This is a genomic window from Thermodesulfobacteriota bacterium (assembly GCA_040755095.1).
Taxonomy (GTDB): Bacteria; Desulfobacterota; Desulfobulbia; order Desulfobulbales; family JBFMBH01; genus JBFMBH01.
In genome coordinates, this window is the sequence record JBFMBH010000008.1 from 12,413 (window position 1) to 30,862 (window position 18,450).

Annotated in this window: 16 protein-coding genes; 10 read left to right on the forward strand and 6 right to left on the reverse strand. The window is 68.3% G+C overall.

Annotated features, from left to right (window positions below; genetic code table 11):
- The first annotated feature begins 71 nt into the window (after positions 1–71).
- On the forward strand, positions 72–1,376 hold the full coding sequence (locus AB1634_02690) for a hypothetical protein (protein ID MEW6218423.1): 1,305 nt from the start codon (positions 72–74) through the stop codon (positions 1,374–1,376).
- Between the two features lie 82 nt (positions 1,377–1,458).
- Here the strand turns inward: AB1634_02690 and AB1634_02695 are convergent, their stop codons facing one another.
- Complete coding sequence (locus tag AB1634_02695) at positions 1,459–4,113, reverse strand: glycosyltransferase (GenBank protein MEW6218424.1); 2,655 nt, start codon at positions 4,111–4,113, stop codon at positions 1,459–1,461.
- A 594-nt stretch (positions 4,114–4,707) separates the two neighbouring features.
- Between AB1634_02695 and AB1634_02700 the strand changes: the two genes are divergently transcribed.
- The 6 genes from AB1634_02700 to AB1634_02725 are packed head-to-tail and all read left to right on the forward strand — an operon-like array spanning position 4,708 to position 11,418.
- On the forward strand, positions 4,708–5,538 hold the full coding sequence (locus AB1634_02700; GenBank protein ID MEW6218425.1) for an HDOD domain-containing protein: 831 nt from the start codon (positions 4,708–4,710) through the stop codon (positions 5,536–5,538).
- Between the two features lie 4 nt (positions 5,539–5,542).
- Positions 5,543–6,472: an MBL fold metallo-hydrolase gene (locus tag AB1634_02705; GenBank protein MEW6218426.1), complete on the forward strand. Its 930-nt coding sequence runs from the start codon at positions 5,543–5,545 to the stop codon at positions 6,470–6,472.
- On the forward strand, positions 6,450–8,627 hold the full coding sequence (locus tag AB1634_02710) for an ATP-dependent RecD-like DNA helicase (GenBank protein MEW6218427.1): 2,178 nt from the start codon (positions 6,450–6,452) through the stop codon (positions 8,625–8,627). The genes AB1634_02705 and AB1634_02710 overlap by 23 nt, the downstream gene beginning before the upstream one ends.
- 35 nt (positions 8,628–8,662) lie before the next feature.
- A complete protein-coding gene (locus AB1634_02715; protein MEW6218428.1) occupies positions 8,663–9,061 on the forward strand; it encodes a hypothetical protein in 399 nt (132 codons plus the stop codon).
- Positions 9,062–9,084: 23 nt separating this feature from the next.
- Positions 9,085–10,746: a glucose-6-phosphate isomerase gene (locus AB1634_02720; GenBank protein MEW6218429.1), complete on the forward strand. Its 1,662-nt coding sequence runs from the start codon at positions 9,085–9,087 to the stop codon at positions 10,744–10,746.
- Between the two features lie 6 nt (positions 10,747–10,752).
- Positions 10,753–11,418 carry a PilZ domain-containing protein gene (locus AB1634_02725; GenBank protein MEW6218430.1) on the forward strand — a complete coding sequence of 222 codons (666 nt, stop codon included), beginning with the start codon at positions 10,753–10,755 and terminating at the stop codon, positions 11,416–11,418.
- 18 nt (positions 11,419–11,436) lie between these two features.
- Here AB1634_02725 and aroA read toward each other — a convergent pair whose 3' ends face one another.
- The 5 genes from aroA to AB1634_02750 form a co-directional block, all read right to left on the reverse strand.
- On the reverse strand, positions 11,437–12,717 hold the full coding sequence (gene aroA, locus AB1634_02730; GenBank protein ID MEW6218431.1) for a 3-phosphoshikimate 1-carboxyvinyltransferase: 1,281 nt from the start codon (positions 12,715–12,717) through the stop codon (positions 11,437–11,439).
- 181 nt (positions 12,718–12,898) lie between these two features.
- Positions 12,899–13,729, reverse strand: coding sequence for a shikimate dehydrogenase (locus tag AB1634_02735; GenBank protein ID MEW6218432.1), 831 nt, complete (start codon positions 13,727–13,729; stop codon positions 12,899–12,901).
- Positions 13,726–14,400 (reverse strand): type I 3-dehydroquinate dehydratase, encoded by a 675-nt coding sequence (gene aroD / locus AB1634_02740; protein ID MEW6218433.1) that lies wholly within the window; start codon positions 14,398–14,400, stop codon positions 13,726–13,728. Before aroD ends, AB1634_02735 begins: the two co-directional genes overlap by 4 nt.
- Before the next feature lie 16 nt (positions 14,401–14,416).
- Entirely contained in the window at positions 14,417–15,412 is a 996-nt protein-coding gene (locus tag AB1634_02745) for a 3-dehydroquinate synthase II (GenBank protein MEW6218434.1), read from the reverse strand.
- Positions 15,413–15,447: 35 nt separating this feature from the next.
- Positions 15,448–16,254 (reverse strand): 2-amino-3,7-dideoxy-D-threo-hept-6-ulosonate synthase, encoded by an 807-nt coding sequence (locus tag AB1634_02750; protein MEW6218435.1) that lies wholly within the window; start codon positions 16,252–16,254, stop codon positions 15,448–15,450.
- 152 nt (positions 16,255–16,406) lie between these two features.
- Between AB1634_02750 and thpR the strand changes: the two genes are divergently transcribed.
- The 3 genes from thpR (at position 16,407) to AB1634_02765 (ending at position 18,401) form a co-directional block, all read left to right on the forward strand.
- A complete protein-coding gene (thpR, locus tag AB1634_02755) occupies positions 16,407–17,033 on the forward strand; it encodes an RNA 2',3'-cyclic phosphodiesterase (GenBank protein ID MEW6218436.1) in 627 nt (208 codons plus the stop codon).
- Between the two features lie 149 nt (positions 17,034–17,182).
- Positions 17,183–17,515, forward strand: coding sequence for a PilZ domain-containing protein (locus AB1634_02760; GenBank protein ID MEW6218437.1), 333 nt, complete (start codon positions 17,183–17,185; stop codon positions 17,513–17,515).
- Between the two features lie 58 nt (positions 17,516–17,573).
- Positions 17,574–18,401 (forward strand): hypothetical protein, encoded by an 828-nt coding sequence (locus AB1634_02765; protein MEW6218438.1) that lies wholly within the window; start codon positions 17,574–17,576, stop codon positions 18,399–18,401.
- Positions 18,402–18,450 lie beyond the last annotated feature (49 nt).

Sequence of the window (18,450 nt, forward strand, 5' to 3'; positions counted from 1 at the left end):
GCAAGACTCGGCCCAGGGAGCCTTTGCATTTCTGGCCACATGCCCGTAAGGTATGGCCACTGGAGGCTCCCATGACCGTTCGCAGCCAAAGCGGCATCGTGTTGATCCTGGACCAGGATGGCCCCTTCGCCACCCGGACCGCCCCGCCGGGCCATGCCCCCTTCGGCCGGGAGGCGCGCTCCTGGTGCCGCGCCATGGCCGCCGCCGACCTGGCCACCCGCTACCGGATCATCCGCAACCAGATCTTCGAGTTTCTCGACGTGCAGTCCTTCGCCGACATCCAGATCCTGATCCGGGACCAGCCCCGGCGGCGGCTGGTGAGCCAGCGGGCCAACCGCCTTCTGGCCAACCTGTTCGGCATCGAGGGCACGGAACGGGAGATTCTTTCCAAGATCGGGGCCTATTCCCGCACCGCCGACGCGGTCATCCGCTACCTGCAGGGCAAGGTGCTGTCCCGCTACGCCCCCCACATCGAGATGACCAACGAGATCGACGCCATGAGCTCGCCGGTGGATCTTCTGCTCATCGTCTTCGACGATCGCTACCACCAGAAGGCTCGCTTCGAGGCCAAGCGCAAGCTGGTTCTCATGAGCCTGGCCGGCTCCATCGACCAGCGGGAGCGGGAGACGGACATCGAGGCCAAGTTCTTGCAGTTTCTGGATTTTTTGAACGACCAGGTCTGGAGCCAGGAGGCGAAGATCGGCGAGCTGGAGGTCGCCTACCTCCTGTCCCACCACGACCCGGAGACCTTCGCCTGTCAGGAGGTCCGGGTGGTAAGCCTGGACGAGGGGCCGTCCCTGCGCCAGCCGGGAGCCAAGCTCACCCTCATCAAGCGCCGCCGCTTCCGGGCCAACGGCCGCCAGGTCCCCATCTACGTCAGCATCCGCAAGAAGGCACCGGAGGCCAAGGTGCTGAAGCTCCTCAGGAAGCGGGAAGAGAATCCGGCGGTGGCGGTGGACGACGAGCTGGGCCTGATGGCGGTCCTGGATTCACCCATGGAGGTGAAGCTCTTCCAGACGCATCTGACCAGAAGCGCCATCCGTGCCTCGTCCTTCATGACCCTGGAGGAGGTGGCGGACACCCTGGGCGGCGGCCGCTACGAGAGTCGGGCCGTGGGCAGCTCCGCCCACACGCCGATGTTCAAGTTCTTCGCCCGCATGGGCGGCATGCGCGTGGAGTTCATCGTCCACACCAACCGCTCCTACCTCAACTACATGTACCAGCGGGGCGTGGCCCACGACGAGTACGAGGTGCGGCGGATCTTCGACTCCGGGGTGGCCAGGCTCCTCTTTCCCCAGGCGATCTACGACCTGGACATGGACAGCCTCCGGGACGAAATCCTGGGCTGGTTCCGCCATCGCCTCGAACGGCCCTGACTGACCCTCCAAAAAGGATACGGCCGGCGGGACCCCCTGGTCCCGCCGGCCGCACGCGCACCGGACCGTCCCTCTCCCGGGATCAAGGCTTGTTGGCAGGCACGTTCACCGTCTGGGTCGCCAGCTTGGCCGCCGCCGGCACCACCCGCCGGCGCCAATCCACAGCCAGCAGGCGACGCCAGGACAACTGGGGCATGGCGTTGGCCAGGGAGGTGGCCAAGGCGCTGCCGTAGGGGGCCGACTGCACGATCAGCACCGCGCTCCACAGCACCGCTTCCGGGAAGTCCAGACCATAGCGGAAGAGGATGCACAGGGCCGACAGCCAGAGGATGCCAAAGAGCTCCAGCTCCTCCCAGGCCATGAGGAAGCCTTTGACCAGCGCCGGCTTGTCCTCGGCCTTGGGGGTGCGCAGGAAGGGACGGCCGTTGGTGGTCAGACCGGTCAGGACCGCCCGGGCGATGATATGGGTCAGCCCCATGCCCGCCACGGCTGCCCCCAGCCGCTGCTTCACCGTGCAGCGCACCCTGGCCCGGTAGAGCACCAGGGCGTGCAGCATCTTGCCCACAAAGACAGCAAAGAGCGGCACGGTGAAGACCGTGAGCGGGAACTCGAAATGCTTGGGCCACAGGAGAATGCCCACCGTCCAGAAGACGCCGCCCATGGCAAAGATGAGATGCACGGCATCGGCGAACCAGGGCAGCCAGCCGGCCAGAAAATGGAACCGCTGGCCAGCCGTCAGGCGCCCGTCCCGGCCGGAAAGCAGGCTCCGCCAATGCCGCTTCACGATCTGTACCGCCCCGTACACCCAGCGGAAGCGCTGGGTCTTGTAGCCGGCAAAGGTCTCCGGCGTAAGCCCCCGGCCGAACTCGTGGTTGACGTAGACCGCTTCATAGTGCTCGGCCATCAGCCGCAGCCCCAGCTCGGCATCCTCGCAGATGCACCACTCGCTCCAGCCGCCCAGCCTGTCCATGGCCGCCTTGCGGATCAGGGTCATGGTGCCGTGCTGGATGATGGCGTTGCGCTCGTTGCGCTGCACCATGCCGATCTGGAAGAAGCCGTTGTACTCCCAGTTGATCATCTCCTTGAAGGTGTTGCCCTCCCAGGCCCGGTTGTCCTGGGGGGCCTGGACGAAGCCCACCGAGGCCTTCTCGAAATAGGGCACCACCGCCCGCAGCCAGTTGGGCTCGACCACGTAATCCGAGTCGACCACCCCGAAGATCTCCGCCTCGGGACTCGTCTCCTTGAGGGCAAAATTGAGGGCGCCGGCCTTGTAGCCCGGCCACTTGGGCAGATGGAAGAAGCGGAAGCGGGGTCCCAGGGCGGCGCAATGCTCGGCCACCGGCTGCCAGAGGGCATCGTCCCTGGTGTTGTTGTCGATCACCAGGACCTCGAAGTTGGGATAATCCAGCCGGGCCAAAGCGCTCAGGGTCTCCTTGACCATCTCCGGCGGCTCGTTGCAGATGGCCAGGTGCAGCGATACCATCGGTGCCGCGCTCAGCTCATCGGTGCGGGCCGGGAAGAAACGGCGCCAGGTGCGGGTCCAGAGCATCTCGGCCAGCTCCAGGCCGTTGATGAGCACCACCGCCAGGAGCAGGAGCTGGGCGGGCAGCAGGAAGGCCCACACCACCTTGCCCACCGTGGTCAGGTCGTAGGTGAAGGGCACAAAGGCGCTCCAGACCACCAGGGAAGCGGTGGCCTGGATGAGAAAGGCCATGAAGAGCCGGCCCTGCTGCCGCAGGTTCTGGAAATGGATGAGAAAGAGCACCATGGGCACCACGGCCAGCAGGCCGGCGGCACCGGCCTGCCACGGCCACAGCGCCACCTCCACCACCTCGCCGACCATGGGGAACTTGGCCTGGCGGTTGACATCGAAGATGCCCCAGTGGCAGCCCACCACCCCTTCCAGGGTCCGCTTCCAGGGCTGGTCGAAGGCCTCCATGATGAAATAATCGTAGCCCCGCTCCTGGGCCAGGTTGAAGAAGGCGCGCAGGAACTTGGCCTCGCTGACCAGGCTGGCCCGGGCCTTGCCGAAGCGCTCGCCCTCGCTGGGCCAGCCCACCTCGCCGATCACCACATGCTTGCCGGGGAAGGCCTCTTTCACCCGATCGTACTGGGCGATGACCCACTCCAGGGCCTGGGGGGCCGGGATGGATTCCCAGTACGGCAGCAGGTGGATGGTGATGAAATCCACCTCCCGGGCCAGCTCCGGATACTTGAGCCACACGTGCCAGGGCTCGGCGGTGCTCACGTCCAGCCGGGTGGCCTTGCGCACCTTGCGGATGTGGCCGATGAGCTCCCGCACCGGCATGTCCGCCCGCAGCATCACCTCGTTGCCCACCATCAGCCGGTCGATGTTGCTGGTGCCCCGGGTGCTGGCGATGAGGTTTTCGACCTCCTTGTCGTTGCGGTCCTTCCGGCGGTCGAGCCAGGCCCCGGCGGTGACCCTGAGACCGTGCCTGGCCGCCAGGGCCGGCACCTGGTCAAAGCCGTCGGTGGAGGTGTACGTCCGGACCGACGCCACCTTGTCGGCCAGGAAGGCCAGATCCTGGTCGATCTCTTCCGCGCTGGGGAAGCGGTTGGCAAAGGGACTCTGGCCCTCGTGGTAAGGGCTGAAGGAGACACCGCGGATCGTGCCGGCCCAGGGCATGGCCGGCTGGGGGCGGTTGAAGAACGCCCAGACAAAGAGGTTGAGAGCCGCGACCACCGTGATGATGGCAATGGACGACTTGGAGCGCATACCGGTACCTGTCGAAGAAGAGGTGTTGGCGCAACGCCGGACGTTCGGCCGCGGGTGAAGACGCACTTCACCTTCCGGAGCTGGGGAGATCATGACGGCATGGGAAACAGGGCTGACCAGAACGGCCAATCCGTGGCAGAGGGCTCCGCAAGAGGAGGGGTGGGGGCTGACTTCTTCGCTTGTGACCGCAGCAAAGGGAACCAACTGCCAAAACAATGATGTTGGCAGACTATACCCCGAAAACCGCAATTGTCAAGAGCCAGCCCGCGGCCCCGATCGGGGACAACGCGGGGACGCCCGGCACACCTCCGCCCCTCGCCCCGCGGCCAGCTGGATGCGCTCCAGAAGGTCCCCGAAGTCGACCGGCTTCCGGCGGACGCCTTCCGCTGAGCCGCTCGGGATCAGGCCGCCTCTGTCCGGCTTTCTTGCTTCTGCCGGGGTGATAGGCTATGATGGGCTTACCGGTCAGGCCTCGGAAGCAGGGCGCAGGGCGCCAGCCGTCGCGGACTCTGCGGCCGGCCGTCTTGCCCCATGACCACACCCCCTCCCCCCCCTGACCTGCGACTCAAACGGCTCCAGGATGCCATCGACCGGATGCCAAGCCTGTCGACCACGGTGACCCGGGTCCTGGAGATCTGCAACAACCCCACCACTTCCCCGAACGATCTCAACCGGGTGATCTCCCTGGATCCGGTGCTCACCGGTCAGGTCCTGAAGCTCATCAATTCCGCCTATTACAGCCTGCCCAACCAGGTGACGTCGCTGACCCGGGCCATCATCATGCTCGGCCTCAATACGGTCAAGAACCTGGCCTTGAGCACCGCGGTGCTGCACAGCCTGGGGGGGGCCCGCTCGTTCCAGGCCCTGACCATGGATGAGTTCTGGACCCACTCCATCGGCGTCGGCGTGCTGGCCAAGGCGATGGCGGCGGCCCTGGGCGTTCCGGCCGCCGAGCGGGAGGAGTATTTCGTGGCCGGCCTGCTCCACGATCTGGGCAAGATCCCCATGAACAACCGCTTTGCCGCCGAATACGGCCAGGCCGTACAGCTCGCCCGTCTCGAACAGGGGGCTTTGCTCCGGGCCGAGCTGACCATCCTCGGCCTCGAGCACTGCCAGGTCGGAGGACTCATCGCCGACAAGTGGCAGCTGAGCGTCCCCTTGCGGGGAAGCCTGCGCCACCATCATGACCCGGCCCAGGCTGACCAGGCAGCGCGTCCCCTGGTTGCCGTGGTGGGCCTGGCCAACCTTTATATCAACGCCTTTGAGATCGGCTCGGCCGCAGATCCCCATCCCGACCCTTACCTCCTGACCGACCTCCTGGGGCAGGTCGGGGTGACCTGGAGCCAGCTGACCGACCTGCACCCCACCGTGCTGGCCCAGATCGACAACGCCAAGATCTTTCTCAGAATCGCCCAACGGGGGTAGCTCGATGCGGGTACGCTTCTGGGGGGTACGGGGCTCCATCCCCTGCCCTGGACCGACCACGGTGCGCTATGGCGGGAACACCCCCTGCCTGGAGCTCCGCCTTCCCGACCGGGACCGGCTGGTGATCATCGATGCCGGCAGCGGCCTCCGGGAGCTGGGCAATGCCCTCCTGGGCCGGGATCTGGCCCGGGGGCCCCTGGTCACCCAGCTTTTCCTCACCCACACCCACTGGGACCACATCATGGGCTTTCCCTTCTTCGTGCCCATCTACATCCCAGGCACCAGGCTGACGGTATACGGCCCGGCCACCTACGAGGACGAAAGCCTGGCGGACATCGTCGGCGGCCAGCTCACCTACCGCTACTTCCCGGTACGCCAGACCGATCTGGCGGCCAACATCCAGTACGTCCATCTCCGGGAGGGCCGCTACGACCTCGGGGAGGGCCTGGTCGTGTCCACCAAGTATCTCAACCATCCGGTGCTCTGCCTGGGCTACCGCTTCGAATACCGGGGGCTGACGCTGTGCACCGCCTACGACACCGAGCCCTTTGCCAATGTCTTCTGCACCGACCCTGGTGACCCGGCTTTCGACGAGGCCATAGCGGAGGAAGGGGCCCGGGCGGCTGCCGAGGAGAATGCCCGGGTTGAGGCCTTTTTTGCCGGCGCCGACCTGTTGATCTACGACGCCCAGTACACCCGGGAGGAATACCAGGCCAGCAAGCGGGGCTGGGGCCATTCGCCGATGGACCACGCCGTGGCCGCCGCCCGCCGGGCCGGCGTCCGGCGGCTGGCCCTCTTCCACCACGAGCCCCTGCGCACCGACGACCAGCTGGACGCCCAGGCCGCCATCCATGCCTCGGGTCCGGATGACCCGGGACCCGAAATCTTCTTTGCCCGGGAGGGGACGGAGATTGACCTCGCCACCGGCTCTTGAAACCGCTGCCGCCCCCCCTGTCGAGATCCAGGGGGTTCTGGAGCGGATCACCTTCCAGAACGAGGACAGCGGCTTCACGGTGGCCCGCCTGGCCGAGGCCGGGAAGCCCTCCCGGGACCTGACCACGGTGGTGGGCACCCTGGCCGGCGTGCCGGTAGGCTCAACCGTGGCCCTTTCCGGCTGGTGGGTGAAGGATGCCCGCCACGGCTGGCAGTTCAAGGTCAACACCTGGCAGCTGCTGACCCCCAACACCGTCAACGGCATCGAGCGCTACCTGGGCTCCGGCCTCATCAAGGGGGTGGGCCCCCGCTTCGCTGCCCGCATCGTCAAGGCCTTCGGCCTCGACACCCTCACCATCCTGGAGAACGAGCCCGAAGAGCTCCTCAAGGTGCCTGGCCTGGGAGCCAAGCGGCTGGCCGGCATCAGGGCGGCCTGGCAGGAGCAGAAGGCGATCCACGCCATCATGATCTTCCTCCAGGGCCACGGGATTCCTGCCACCTACGCGGTCCGGATCTGGAAGACGTACGGCCAGGAGGCCCTGGTCAAGGTCACCGAGAACCCGTACCGCCTGGCCGAAGACATCTGGGGGATCGGCTTTGTTACCGCCGACAGGATCGCCCAGGCCCTGGGCATCCCCAGCCAGGACCCGCGCCGGGCCAGGGCCGGCATCCTCCACGCCCTCAACGAGGCGGCCGGTGACGGCCACTGCTTCCTGCCCGCGGACGAGCTGCTGGCCAGCGCCGAGCAGCTCCTGGCCGTGCCGCGGCACCTGGTTGCCGACCAGATCGCGCCCCTGGCCGCCGATGGCCGGCTGGTCGTCGACCAGGACGCCGTCTATCCCGCGCCCCTGTACCATGCCGAGCGGGGAGCCGCCCGCAGCCTCGGCGCCCTGGTGTCTGGCGGCACCACCTTTGCCATCAACCCGGCTCAGGCCATACCCTGGGCCGCGACCCGTCTCAAGCTGGCCTTTGCGCCAGAGCAGGCGCAGGCCGTGGAGGTGGCGCTCAGCCACAAGGCGGCGGTCCTCACCGGCGGTCCGGGCACCGGCAAGACCACCATCCTCACCGCCCTGCTCCTGATCCTGGAGGCCAAGGGCGCCACGGTGCAGCTGGCGGCCCCCACCGGTCGTGCCGCCAAGCGGCTCGCCGAGGCCACGGGCCGGGAGGCCAAGACCATCCACCGGCTCCTGGAGTTCGATCCCTCAGTCCGCGGCTTCCGGCGCCAGGCCGACAACCCGTTGTCCGTGGACCACCTGGTGGTGGACGAGGCGTCGATGCTGGACATCGTCCTGGCCAACGCCTTGTTCCGGGCGATACCGCCGGCCGCCTCGCTGCTCCTGGTGGGAGACGTGGATCAGCTGCCCTCGGTGGGCCCCGGGGCAGTGCTCCGGGAGATCATCGCCTCCGGCCGCCTGCCGGTGGTGCGCCTGACCCGCATCTTCCGCCAGGGGGAGGGATCGCTCATCAGTGTCAACGCCGCCCGCATCAACCGGGGCGAGCCCCTGGAGCTGCTCCCGGACTTCAAGGGCGACAAGGACTTCTACGCCATCTTCCGGGACGAGCCGGAGGCCATCGAAGCCGAGATCCTCTCCCTGTGCCGAGACCGGCTGCCCCGGCGCTACGGCTTCGATCCGGTGGCTGAGATCCAGATTCTGGCCCCCATGCGCCGGGGGCTGGCCGGCACCGATCATCTCAACAGCCGTCTCCAGGAGGTGCTCAACCCCCGCGGGGCCACCCTGGGGGGCCGCTCCGTCTTCCGGGTCGGCGACAAGGTGATGCAAATCCGCAACAACTACGATAAAGAAGTGTTCAATGGTGATCTCGGCCTGGTGCAGGCCATGGACCGGGAGGAGGGTACCCTGACCGTGAGCTTCGATGGCCGGCGGGTGACCTACGAGCTGTCCGAGCTGTCCGAGCTGGTGCTGGCCTACGCCATCACCGTCCACAAGTCCCAGGGCAGCGAGTTTCCGTGCATCATCCTGCCCATCCACACCAGCCACTACCCGATGCTGCAGCGGAACCTCCTCTACACGGGGGTCACCCGAGGCCGGCGGCTGGTGGTCCTGGTCGGCAGCGCCAAGGCGGTGCGGATGGCCATCCGCAGCCAGCGGGAAGACTGCCGCCACACCCGCCTCGCGACTCGGCTCAAGGCCTGACCGCCGCAGCCCTGGCGACCAGGCGAGCCTGTCTCATGGTGGACTACCCGGAAATCCCGGTGCCGCCGCCGGTTGGCCAGACGCCGCTGGTGCTGCCGGGCCAGGTCCGGCTCCGGATCTTCCGCCGGCCCCGGGGCCAGGGGCAGCCAGCCGGGCCCCGGCCGGAGCGCCGCGGCCGCAGCGGCGCCGACCTGGCGGCCGAAGACCTCCGGGAGACCGTGCAGGCGCTCAACGCCGCCATGGAGGACCGGGGGGTGCCTTTGCACCTGACGCTGTTGGCAACCGCCAGCGGGCTGGTCCTGGAGATCTACGACTGCTCCGGCCAGGAGCTGTGCGCGGTGATCAAAGAGGAGAGGGTCGCCCTGGCCGAGCTGCCCGAGCTGCTGCGCCGTCTGGAGACCCGGGCCGGCCTGCTGGTGGACACCACGTCATAAGGCATACACGAAGGAGAGCACCCATGTCCTTTCATCCCCTTGGCATCCCCCTCCACCGGCAGCCGGTCTGCAGCCTTCTCCGGGAGCTGGCCCAGGAGCCGTTCGATCTCACCCGGCCCGGGGCCCTGTCGCCGGAGCGGATCGCAGGCCTCATCTGCCGCTCCGGGCCGGTGGACGTGCTGTACGCCTGCCAGCGGGTCGACGGCGCGGTGCTGGACGCCCTGCAGGAGCTGGCGGACAGCAGCCGGGCCGTGGACCAGTTTCTGCTCATGAAGGCCGGCGTGGTCATGAACCGCATCGAAGGGGTGGAGAGCGAGAACCGGCAGGTGCTGCACACCGCGGTCCGGGACATCTTCCAGGACCGGCCCGCCGAGCCGGCGGCCACGGCCAAGGCCCGGCAGCAGCTGTTCCGGCTGGCCACCTTCCTGGATCGCCTGGACTCCGGCGGCCTGACCAACGCTGCCGGCCAGCCCTTCACCGACCTGGTGCAGATCGGCATCGGCGGCTCCGATCTGGGCCCCCGCGCCCTCTGCCACGCCCTGGCCGCCTTCCGCCGGCCGGAGCGGCGGGTGCACTTCATTGCCAACGTCGATCCGGACGATGCCGCCGGAGTGCTCGCCAGCCTGGACCTGTCCCGGTCCCTGGTCCTGGTCGTCTCCAAGAGCGGCAGCACCCTGGAAACCCTGACCAACGAGGCGCTGGCCCGGGAGGCCTTCCAGCAGGCCGGCCTCGATCCGGCCCGGCATTTCCTGGCCGTCACCGGCCCCGGCAGCCCCATGGACGACCCTGGCCGCTACCTGGAATCCTTCCACATGGAGGAGTCGGTGGGCGGCCGCTTCAGCGCCACCTCCATGGTGGGCGGGGTGGCGCTGGGGTTTGCCCTGGGCTACGACGCCTTTCTCGATATCCTGCGCGGGGCCAACGACATGGATCTGGCCGCCGAGGAGCGGGACCTCCGCCGCAATCCGGCCCTGCTGCTGGCGCTTCTGGGCGTCTGGAACCGCAGCTTCCTGGGCTGCGAGACCCTGGCGGTGCTACCCTACAGCCAGGCCCTGCACCGGTTCACCGCCCACCTGCAGCAGTGCGACATGGAGTCCAACGGCAAGGGCATCACCCGCCAGGGCCAGCCCGTGGTCGGGGGCACCGGACCGGTGGTGTGGGGGGAGCCGGGCACCAACGGCCAGCACGCCTTCTACCAGCTCCTCCATCAAGGGACAACCCTGGTGCCGGTGGAATTCATTGGCTTTCGCCACAGCCAGCGCGACATTGACCTCCTGGTGCAGGGCACCACCTGCCAGGACAAGCTCCTGGCCAATCTCCTGGCCCAGGCCCAGGCCATGGCCTGCGGTCAGAAGAGCGCCAACCCCAACCGGGCCTTTGCCGGCAACCGGCCAAGCTCCATCATCATGGCCGAACGGCTCACCCCTTACACCATGGGCGCGATCCTGGCCCTCTACGAGGCCAAGATCGTCTTCATGGGCTTCATCTGGGATATCAACTCCTTCGACCAGGAGGGCGTGCAGCTGGGCAAGAAGCTGGCCTCCCGCCTGCTTGGCCATCTTGAGGCCCGGCGCCAGAATCCGCGCCACGATGGCGCGGCCGGAGACCCGGTGGGCTGGGCCCTGCTGGCCGCCGCCGATCTCGTGCCCCCCTCCAGCCAACCTAGCCCGACACGGGAGCCTTGACGATCCATGGGCGACGAAAACGTCATCTCTTCGACCAAGAAGGAACTGCCGCTGGCCATCGGCCTGGCCTTGAGCCTCAGCCCGATGAAGCAGCAGAACATCCGCGGCCAGACCCTGGTCATCGGCGCCAAGGTCAAGGAGTTCATCCTGGTCGAAACCCCGAAGATCGGCTTCAGCGAGCGGCTGGTGATCCCCATCGAGGAGGATTTCCTCCACTGCATCTTCACCAATGGCGGCTGGTCCTACAATTTCATCAGCAAGTATGTACGGACGTTGGACGATGAGCGGCTGACCCTGATCGAATACCCCAGCCGCTACACCGCCAGCCGGCTCCGCAAGCACGACCGGATCCCCATCCATCTCAAGGGGCAGGCCGTCTTCCCCAACCACCGGCCGGTGCCGATCACGGTCCGGGATCTGTGCGAAACCGGCTGCGGGCTCACGGCGGCAGGACTTCTGGCCGTGACCAAGAACATGGACTGCCAGCTGGATTTTCCCCTGCCCAACGGCCGCAAGGTGACCGGCATCCCGGCCAAAATCCGGAAGATCGAGCGATCGGATCTCAAGAGGACCACAACGGTGGGCGTGGAGTTCGTGGCCGGCCATGAAGAGCTGGAGAAGGTGATCGGCTTCTGCCAGCTCTACCGGACCTTCTTCGAGGCCGGGGAGTGAAAAAGACTGTTGGGAGGCCTATTCCCGGCACGCCTCCTCGAAGCGCGACCAGAAATCAGGGAAGGACTTGGCCACACACGCGTCGCCGGTGATCCGCACCCCGGGCACGAAGAGGCTGGCCACCGCGAAGCTCATGGCAATGCGGTGATCGTTGTAGGTCTCGATGGTCGCCCCGGCAAGGGGGGTGGCACCACCGGCACTGCCCTCGATCACCAGGCCGTCCGGCAGCTCCTCCACCCGCACCCCCAGCTTGCCCAGCTCCACCGCCATGGCGTGCAGGCGGTCGCTTTCCTTGATCCGCAGGTGGGCGACATTCCGGATCACCGTCCGGCCCCGGGCCCGGGCTGCCACCACCGCCAAGGTGGGGACCACATCCGGCCAGTCCCCCATGTCCACATCGATCCCCCGCAGGACCGGCGGCCCGAACACCGTCACCCCCCGGCCCTCGTGCATCACCCGGCAGCCCATCCGGGCCAGCAGGCGAGTGAAGGCGGCGTCGCCCTGCAAGGACGGCTCCGGCACGTTGGCCACAGTCACCCGGCCACCGCTCACCGCCGCCGCAGCCCAGAAGTAGGAGGCGCTGGAGGCATCGCCCTCGATGCAGTAGTCCTGGGCCCGATACGAGGCCGGCTCGATCCGGAAGAGGTCGAAGGCGGGCCCGGCCTGCACCTGCACCCCGAACTGCGCCATCACCGCACAGGTCATGGCCACGTAGGGACGGGACAAAACCTCCCCTTCCACCACCAGCTCCGAGGCCGTCCGGGCGCACGGCGCCACCAGGAGGAGGGAGGACAGGTACTGACTGCTCCTGCCGGCCGGCAGCACGGTCCGGCCGCCGGCCAGTCCCTGGGCGCGGATCTCCAGAGGCGGGCAACCGGTGCCCCGGAGCGAGCGGATGTCCACCCCCCAGCCGGCCAGGGCTCGCAGCAGGGGGCCAATGGGCCGCTGGGCCATCCGTTCGTCCCCGGTGATGGTGACGGTGCCTGAGCTCAAGGCCGCCACCGAGGTCAGAAAGCGGGTGGCGGTACCGTTGTTGCCGAGGTAAATCGCCTCGGCCGGAGCCGTTAAACGGCCCCCCTGACCGTGCACCCGCCACAGCTGCGGCTCCTGCTCAATGGCGACCCCAAAGGCCCGGAGCGCGGTTACCAGATGGGCGGTATCCTCGCTGGCCAGGGGGCCGTGCAGGCTGGAGACCCCGTCCGCCAGGGCGGCAGCGATCAGGGCCCGCTGGGTGATGCTCTTGGAGCCAGGCACCGACACGGTGGCGTCGACGAAGCGGGCAGGGGTGATCTCCTTCATGGACTTCTTCTGGCCTCTTCCGGTTTCTGTTGGGTCCCATGGGACGCCATGGACGGAGCACGGACCCGATGGACAAAACGGGCCTCTCCCCGGTCCATGCCGTCCATCGTGTCCGCACCGTCCAGGCCGTCCATCCACAGCCTGATGCAATCGCGGTTGCCTGCGGTCGGGGGGGGGGCGGTCAGACCCCAGCCGCCCGGGCCGCGAGGCCGTCCTCCAGGGCCTGGCGCATCACCGCCACTGGCGCCGCCAGACCGGTCCAGAGCTCGAACTGAGCCACGCCCTGATACAAGAGCATGCCCAGACCGTCCACGGTGCGGCAGCCCGCCCGCCCGGCCTCGGCCAGCAGGCGGGTCTGACGGGGTGCGTAGACGATATCCATCACCACCGGGAAACGGTCCAGGAGCGCTGCCGGCACCGGGCTCTCCTCCTGCCGGGGCGCCATGCCCACCGAGGTGGCGTTGACGAGGCCATCGGCAGCCAGGCTCCCCACCTGGCCCAGGGGGCACCATTCGGCCTCCAGCTGTCGGGCCAGATCCTCGCCCCGCTCCCGGGAGCGGCTGGCCAGGACCACCTGGGCGCCGGCGGCTCGGAGTCCGAAGCCCACCGCCCGCGCCGCTCCCCCCGAGCCCAGCAGGCAGAAGCGCTTGCCCGCCAGGGCCGTGACCTCGGCCAGGGCGCGATTGGCTCCCAGCCAGTCGGTGTTGGCCCCCAGGATGCGCCCCGCCTCCAGGCAAAGCGTGTTGACAGCGCCGATCCGCGCCGCCACCGGCTCCAGCTGATCACACAAGGGGAGGATGGCCTGTTTGTGGGGCACGGTCACCGAGACGCCGGCAAATCCCAGGGCGCGCAGCCCGGCCACTGCCGGCGCCAAGTCACGGACCGCCAGGGCCACGTAGAGCTTGTTGAGCCCCAGGGCCCGGAAGGCGGCGTTGTGCATGGCCGGGCTCAGGGAGTGACCCACCGGTTGGCCGATGATGGCGTAGACCTCGGTATGGCTGTCCGGGATCATGACGGGAAATGGGCCAGCAGCGCCAAGAGGGCATCCACCGTCAGCTGGCCAGGGGCGGTGGCCCGTTCCGGCGTTGGCGCGGCATAGGTCATGGCGCTGCCCAGTCGCAGGCAGGCCAGGCGGCTGATGGCGCCCAGCGGCCCCATGGCAAAGGCAATGAGAGGAAAGCCCAGGGCGGCGGCCTCGGTCTGCAGGCCGAGGACGCGCAGCACATCCAGATGGTGGCAGGCCATGGTCACCACCTTGCCCAGGCTGGCACCGGTGGCCTGCTGCCGGCGGAGGATGGCGGCCAGCGCCTCCTGGCCCGGGGTGCTGGCAAAATCGTGCCAGGAGACGATGACCCGGGTGGCGCTGCCCGCCGCCGCCTGCACCAGCCGCTGCCGCACCGGCTCCCCGCATCCCAGCTCCACATCCACGTAGGCCGCGCCCAGCGCAATGGCCTCATGGAGCGGCGCCAGCCGCTGGGCATCCGGCAAGGGGCTTGCCCCCCCTTCCCAGTTGGGCCGGTTGGTGAACAGGAGCGGCCGGGCAAGGCCGGAGACGAACGGCGCCACCGCCGGCTGGTCCAGGGCGTCGAGGCGGATCTCCAGCAGGTCCGCCCGGTCCTGGACCGCGCGGGCTGCCGCCAGGGCGGCGGGCACCGTCGGCTCGGCGATGGAGACGCAGATCATGGGCTGAGCCAGCGCGCTACCGCTCCTGGATCGTCTCCTGGACCTGGAAGCCGAAATGGCGACCCGCCGCCTCCCGGGCCACCAGGATCTCGTCGCCAGCGACGAGCTCCACCACCGAGATCGGCTGGCCGTCCGGCCTGGTGAGGCGAATGGTCTCGGCGTTCTGCAGGATGGTGGCGCAGGGGGTCCCTTCCACCTCCGCCTCCACCAGAAGCAAAGGCCGGCGCTCGATCTTCACCCGGCCCACCACCACCGGCAGGGCGCGGCCGGTGTGGTCCACGGCCAGCACCTCGTCGCCGGCCGCCAGCTCGCTCAGATACCGGGTCCGGTCGCCCGGCACCCGGATATAGGCGTGCACCGCGCCGGCATTGACCCGGAAGGGCCGGGTGGCCACGTACGGGTTCTCCACCGTCTCCGCATGCACCAGAAACAAGGTCTGGCTGGAGTTGCCCACGAGCATCCCCTGCCCTTTCCTGAGGTTGGTGCAGGTGTCCACGCAGACCCGATCCCCCATCCCCAGGGCGCGGACCCGGAGCACCCGGGCGCAGGTCAGGCCGACCTGGCCGCCCATGCCCTTGAGGCTGGCCAAGTCGCGCTTCAGGGCTCCCGGGCTTTCGGCGGCGAGGATCACCCCGGCTACCCCCTGTTCCAGGATGCCCAAAGCGGTACGCGCCTCATCGGCGGAACGGACCCGGGTGAAGACCGCCGCCCCGCGGGCGATGAGGTTCTCCAGCGGGATGATCGTCCAGTCGAAAGCCTCGACCACCACGGTCTGCTGCCGCGCCAGGCGCACGATCTCGTCCTCGTCGGCGCTGCCGGTGATGGTGTGGATGATCACATCCCGGCCCGGCACCAGGTCGCCGTCCGGGGCCACCACCGTAATCCGGCCCAGGGCCTTGGCCTCCTCGGCGTGGCCGTCCGGCAGAACCAGGGCATCAGCGCCACCCTCCAAGGCGGTGGTGACGAGCTTCTTGTCCCAGGGGTCGATCGCAACCCAGATCGGTCTGTCCATTAAGCGTGCCTCGCACACTGGGCGCCGCTCCCCGACTACCGCCGGCCGGTGCTGGCCAGGTAGCCCAGGGCGTCGTCAACGCTGGCTTTGCGGTTGATGATCCGGGACATGGCGCCGATCATCCGGGCAGGATCCTCGTGCTGGAAGACGTTGCGGCCGATGGACACCCCGGCGCTGCCGGCGGCCATCGCCCCGTGCACCATCTCCAGGATGTCCCGGTCCGAGGTCATCTTCGGGCCGCCGGCGATCACCACCGGCACGTGGCAGCCCTCGATCACGGTGCGGAAGCTGTCCGGGTCGCCGGTGTAGGGCACCTTGACGATGTCGGCTCCCAGCTCCGCCCCCAGACGGGCGGCGTGGCGGATCAGCTTGACGTCGTATTCGTTAGTGATGTTCTTGCCCCGGGGGTACATCATGGCCAGCAGCGGGATGCCCCAGGACAGGGCGCTGCCGGCCGCAGCCCCCAGGTCGTTCAACATGTCCCGCTCGGTATCGTCGCCGATGTTGATGTGCACGGATACGGCATCGGCACCCAGGCGGATCGCCTCCTCCACGGTGCAGACCATGGTCTTGGCGTTGGGGAAGGGGGAAAGGGTGGTGCTGGCCGACAGGTGGATGATGAGGCCGACGTCCTTGCCCCGGCCCCGGTGTCCGGCCTGGACAATGCCCTTGTGGATGACAATGGCGTTGGCACCGCCGGCGGCCATGGCATTGACGGTGGTCTTCATGTCGATCAGGCCCTGCACCGGGCCGATGCTCACCCCGTGATCCATGGGCACGATGATGGTCTTGCCGGTATTGCGGTTGAAGATCCTTTCCATGCGAATCTGTTTGCCAACCATAACGAGCCTCCTGACGGAGCGGGCCGAAAAAGGTTTTGTGCTCGCCCGGGAAACGAGCTAGAAAGGGCCTGAACTGGCGCAACCTAGTCCACTCGGGCCATCATTGTCAAGCGCGGCCGCCGGCCGCCACCACCGTTGAAAGGGTTGTCCCCATGCCAAGACTGTTCGTGGCCATCGATCTGCCGAAGGCCGCCAAGGAAGAGCTGGCCGGCCTGGCCCAGGGGCTGCCCGGCGTCCACTGGGTGGAGACGGAGCAGCTGCATCTGACCCTGCGCTTCGTAGGCGAGGTGGACGACCCGATGTTCCGGGCGTTGCGGGCCCGGCTGGCCGAAATCCAGGCCCCGGCCTTCTCCCTGGGCCTGACCGGTCTTGGCACCTTTCCGCCCCGGGGCACCCCCCGGGTGCTGTGGGTGGGTCTGACGCCGGTGCCGGAGCTGTTCGCCCTGCAAGCCCAGATCGAGGCCATGGTGCAGGCCGGTGGCCTGCCAGCCGAGGAGCGACCGTTCACCCCCCATATCACCCTGGCCCGCCTGCGGCCAGAGGAAGGCCACGGGCAACCTGGCCGGCGGGAGCGCTTCCGCCCACCCCGCCGGGAGCGCAGCCGGACCGCGGAGCTGGTTGCCAGGCTCCTGGCGCGCCACCAGGCCTTCGGCAGCCCCCCCTTTCCAGTGGCGGAGCTCCACCTCTACTCGAGCCTCCTGACCCCCCGTGGCGCCCTGCACCGCCGAGAAGCCAGCTACCCCCTGGCCGAGCCCCCGTCCTCCCCGGAAACCGGCTGAGCGTCCCAGGGCCAGCTCACCCCTTGACTGGCCGTTTCGAACCGCGGTATGAAGGCACATGCAGGTCACGGACCGGGCCGTGGCCACCCGGAAGCAGGCTCGGCCCCCGCCACCGAACCCAGGAAGCCTCTGACCCGGGAGGGACGACCATGGGCCATACACGTGAGCACCCCCGCCTGGCCACGCCACCCAACATGATCGTCTTCCGACAAGTCGCCCGCCGCGGCCGCGGCGAGCTGGCCAACATCTCCCTGGGTGGCCTGGGCATGCGCACCTTGGACCGGACCGAGCTGGGGGCCATCGACATGACCTTCAAGCTGCCAGCCACCCGGGAGCCCCTGGCCGTAACCGGCGAGGTGGTGCGGGTGCAGGAGCGGCCCTCGGGGGAGCTCGAAGTGGGGATCCGCTTCCATCTGGTCAATCCCCCGGCTCGGGAGGGTATCTCCCAGTTCATGGCCTGGGCGCGGTCCTCCGACCGATGACGACCCGGCCAGGGGGGCAGGACGAACAGCCTGATCACACGAGACAGGAGGGGTTGTCATGAAACGATTTCCGATCTTCCTGGTAGGAATGCTGCTGGCAACAGCGCCGGTGGTGACGGCAGCCACGGCCGACAGGGCCGGCAAGCCGATGCCGCGCCTGTTCGGCACCTTCGCTCCGGAGCTGGGGGTGTGGGCCGAGTACGACATCGCCGACAAGGCCACCAGCCATCACGCCAGCATGCGCATGGCCATTGTCGGCCAGGAGGGGGAGGCCTTCTGGTACGAAGTCACCAACCAGGAGGGGGACGCGAAGAACATCGTCAAGATGCTGGTCAAAGGCGATCCCAACGAGCCGGACAACATGCAGCGGCTGATCATCAAGAGCGGCGATGCTCCGCCCCTGGAGATGCCCAAAGACCTGTTCATCATGGGCCGTCGCATGGCCCAGGCCATGTTCGAGCGCCGTAGCGGCGTGCCAGCCCAGCCGGCCATGGAGCTCAAGACCGAGGAGCTGGGCAAGGAGTCGGTCAACGTGCCCGCTGGCACCTTCGAGGTTTCGAAGCGCCGGATCGTGGATGGGAGCGGCAAGGTGTACGGCACCTACCGGTTCTCGCCGGCCGTCCGCCCCTTCGGGGTGATCAGCTCCGACACCGACACCACCACCATGACCCTCACCGCCCATGGCAAGGACGCCAAGACGGCGATCACCGAGGAGCCGGTGGCCCTGGAAGCTCCCCCGGGGATGCCGGAGGGCATGCCGCGGGGCATGCCGCCGGGCATGATGGCGCCGCCCCGGGGCATGCCGCCCGACATGGCGCCGGGCATGATGGCGCCGCCCCAGGGTGGGTCACCGCCGGCTCCGCCTCCTGCTCCGCCGGCCAAGTAGGACCCGGAGTCCCTCAGGAGGGCGGTGGGGTGGTGAGGCCTGGCGCCGG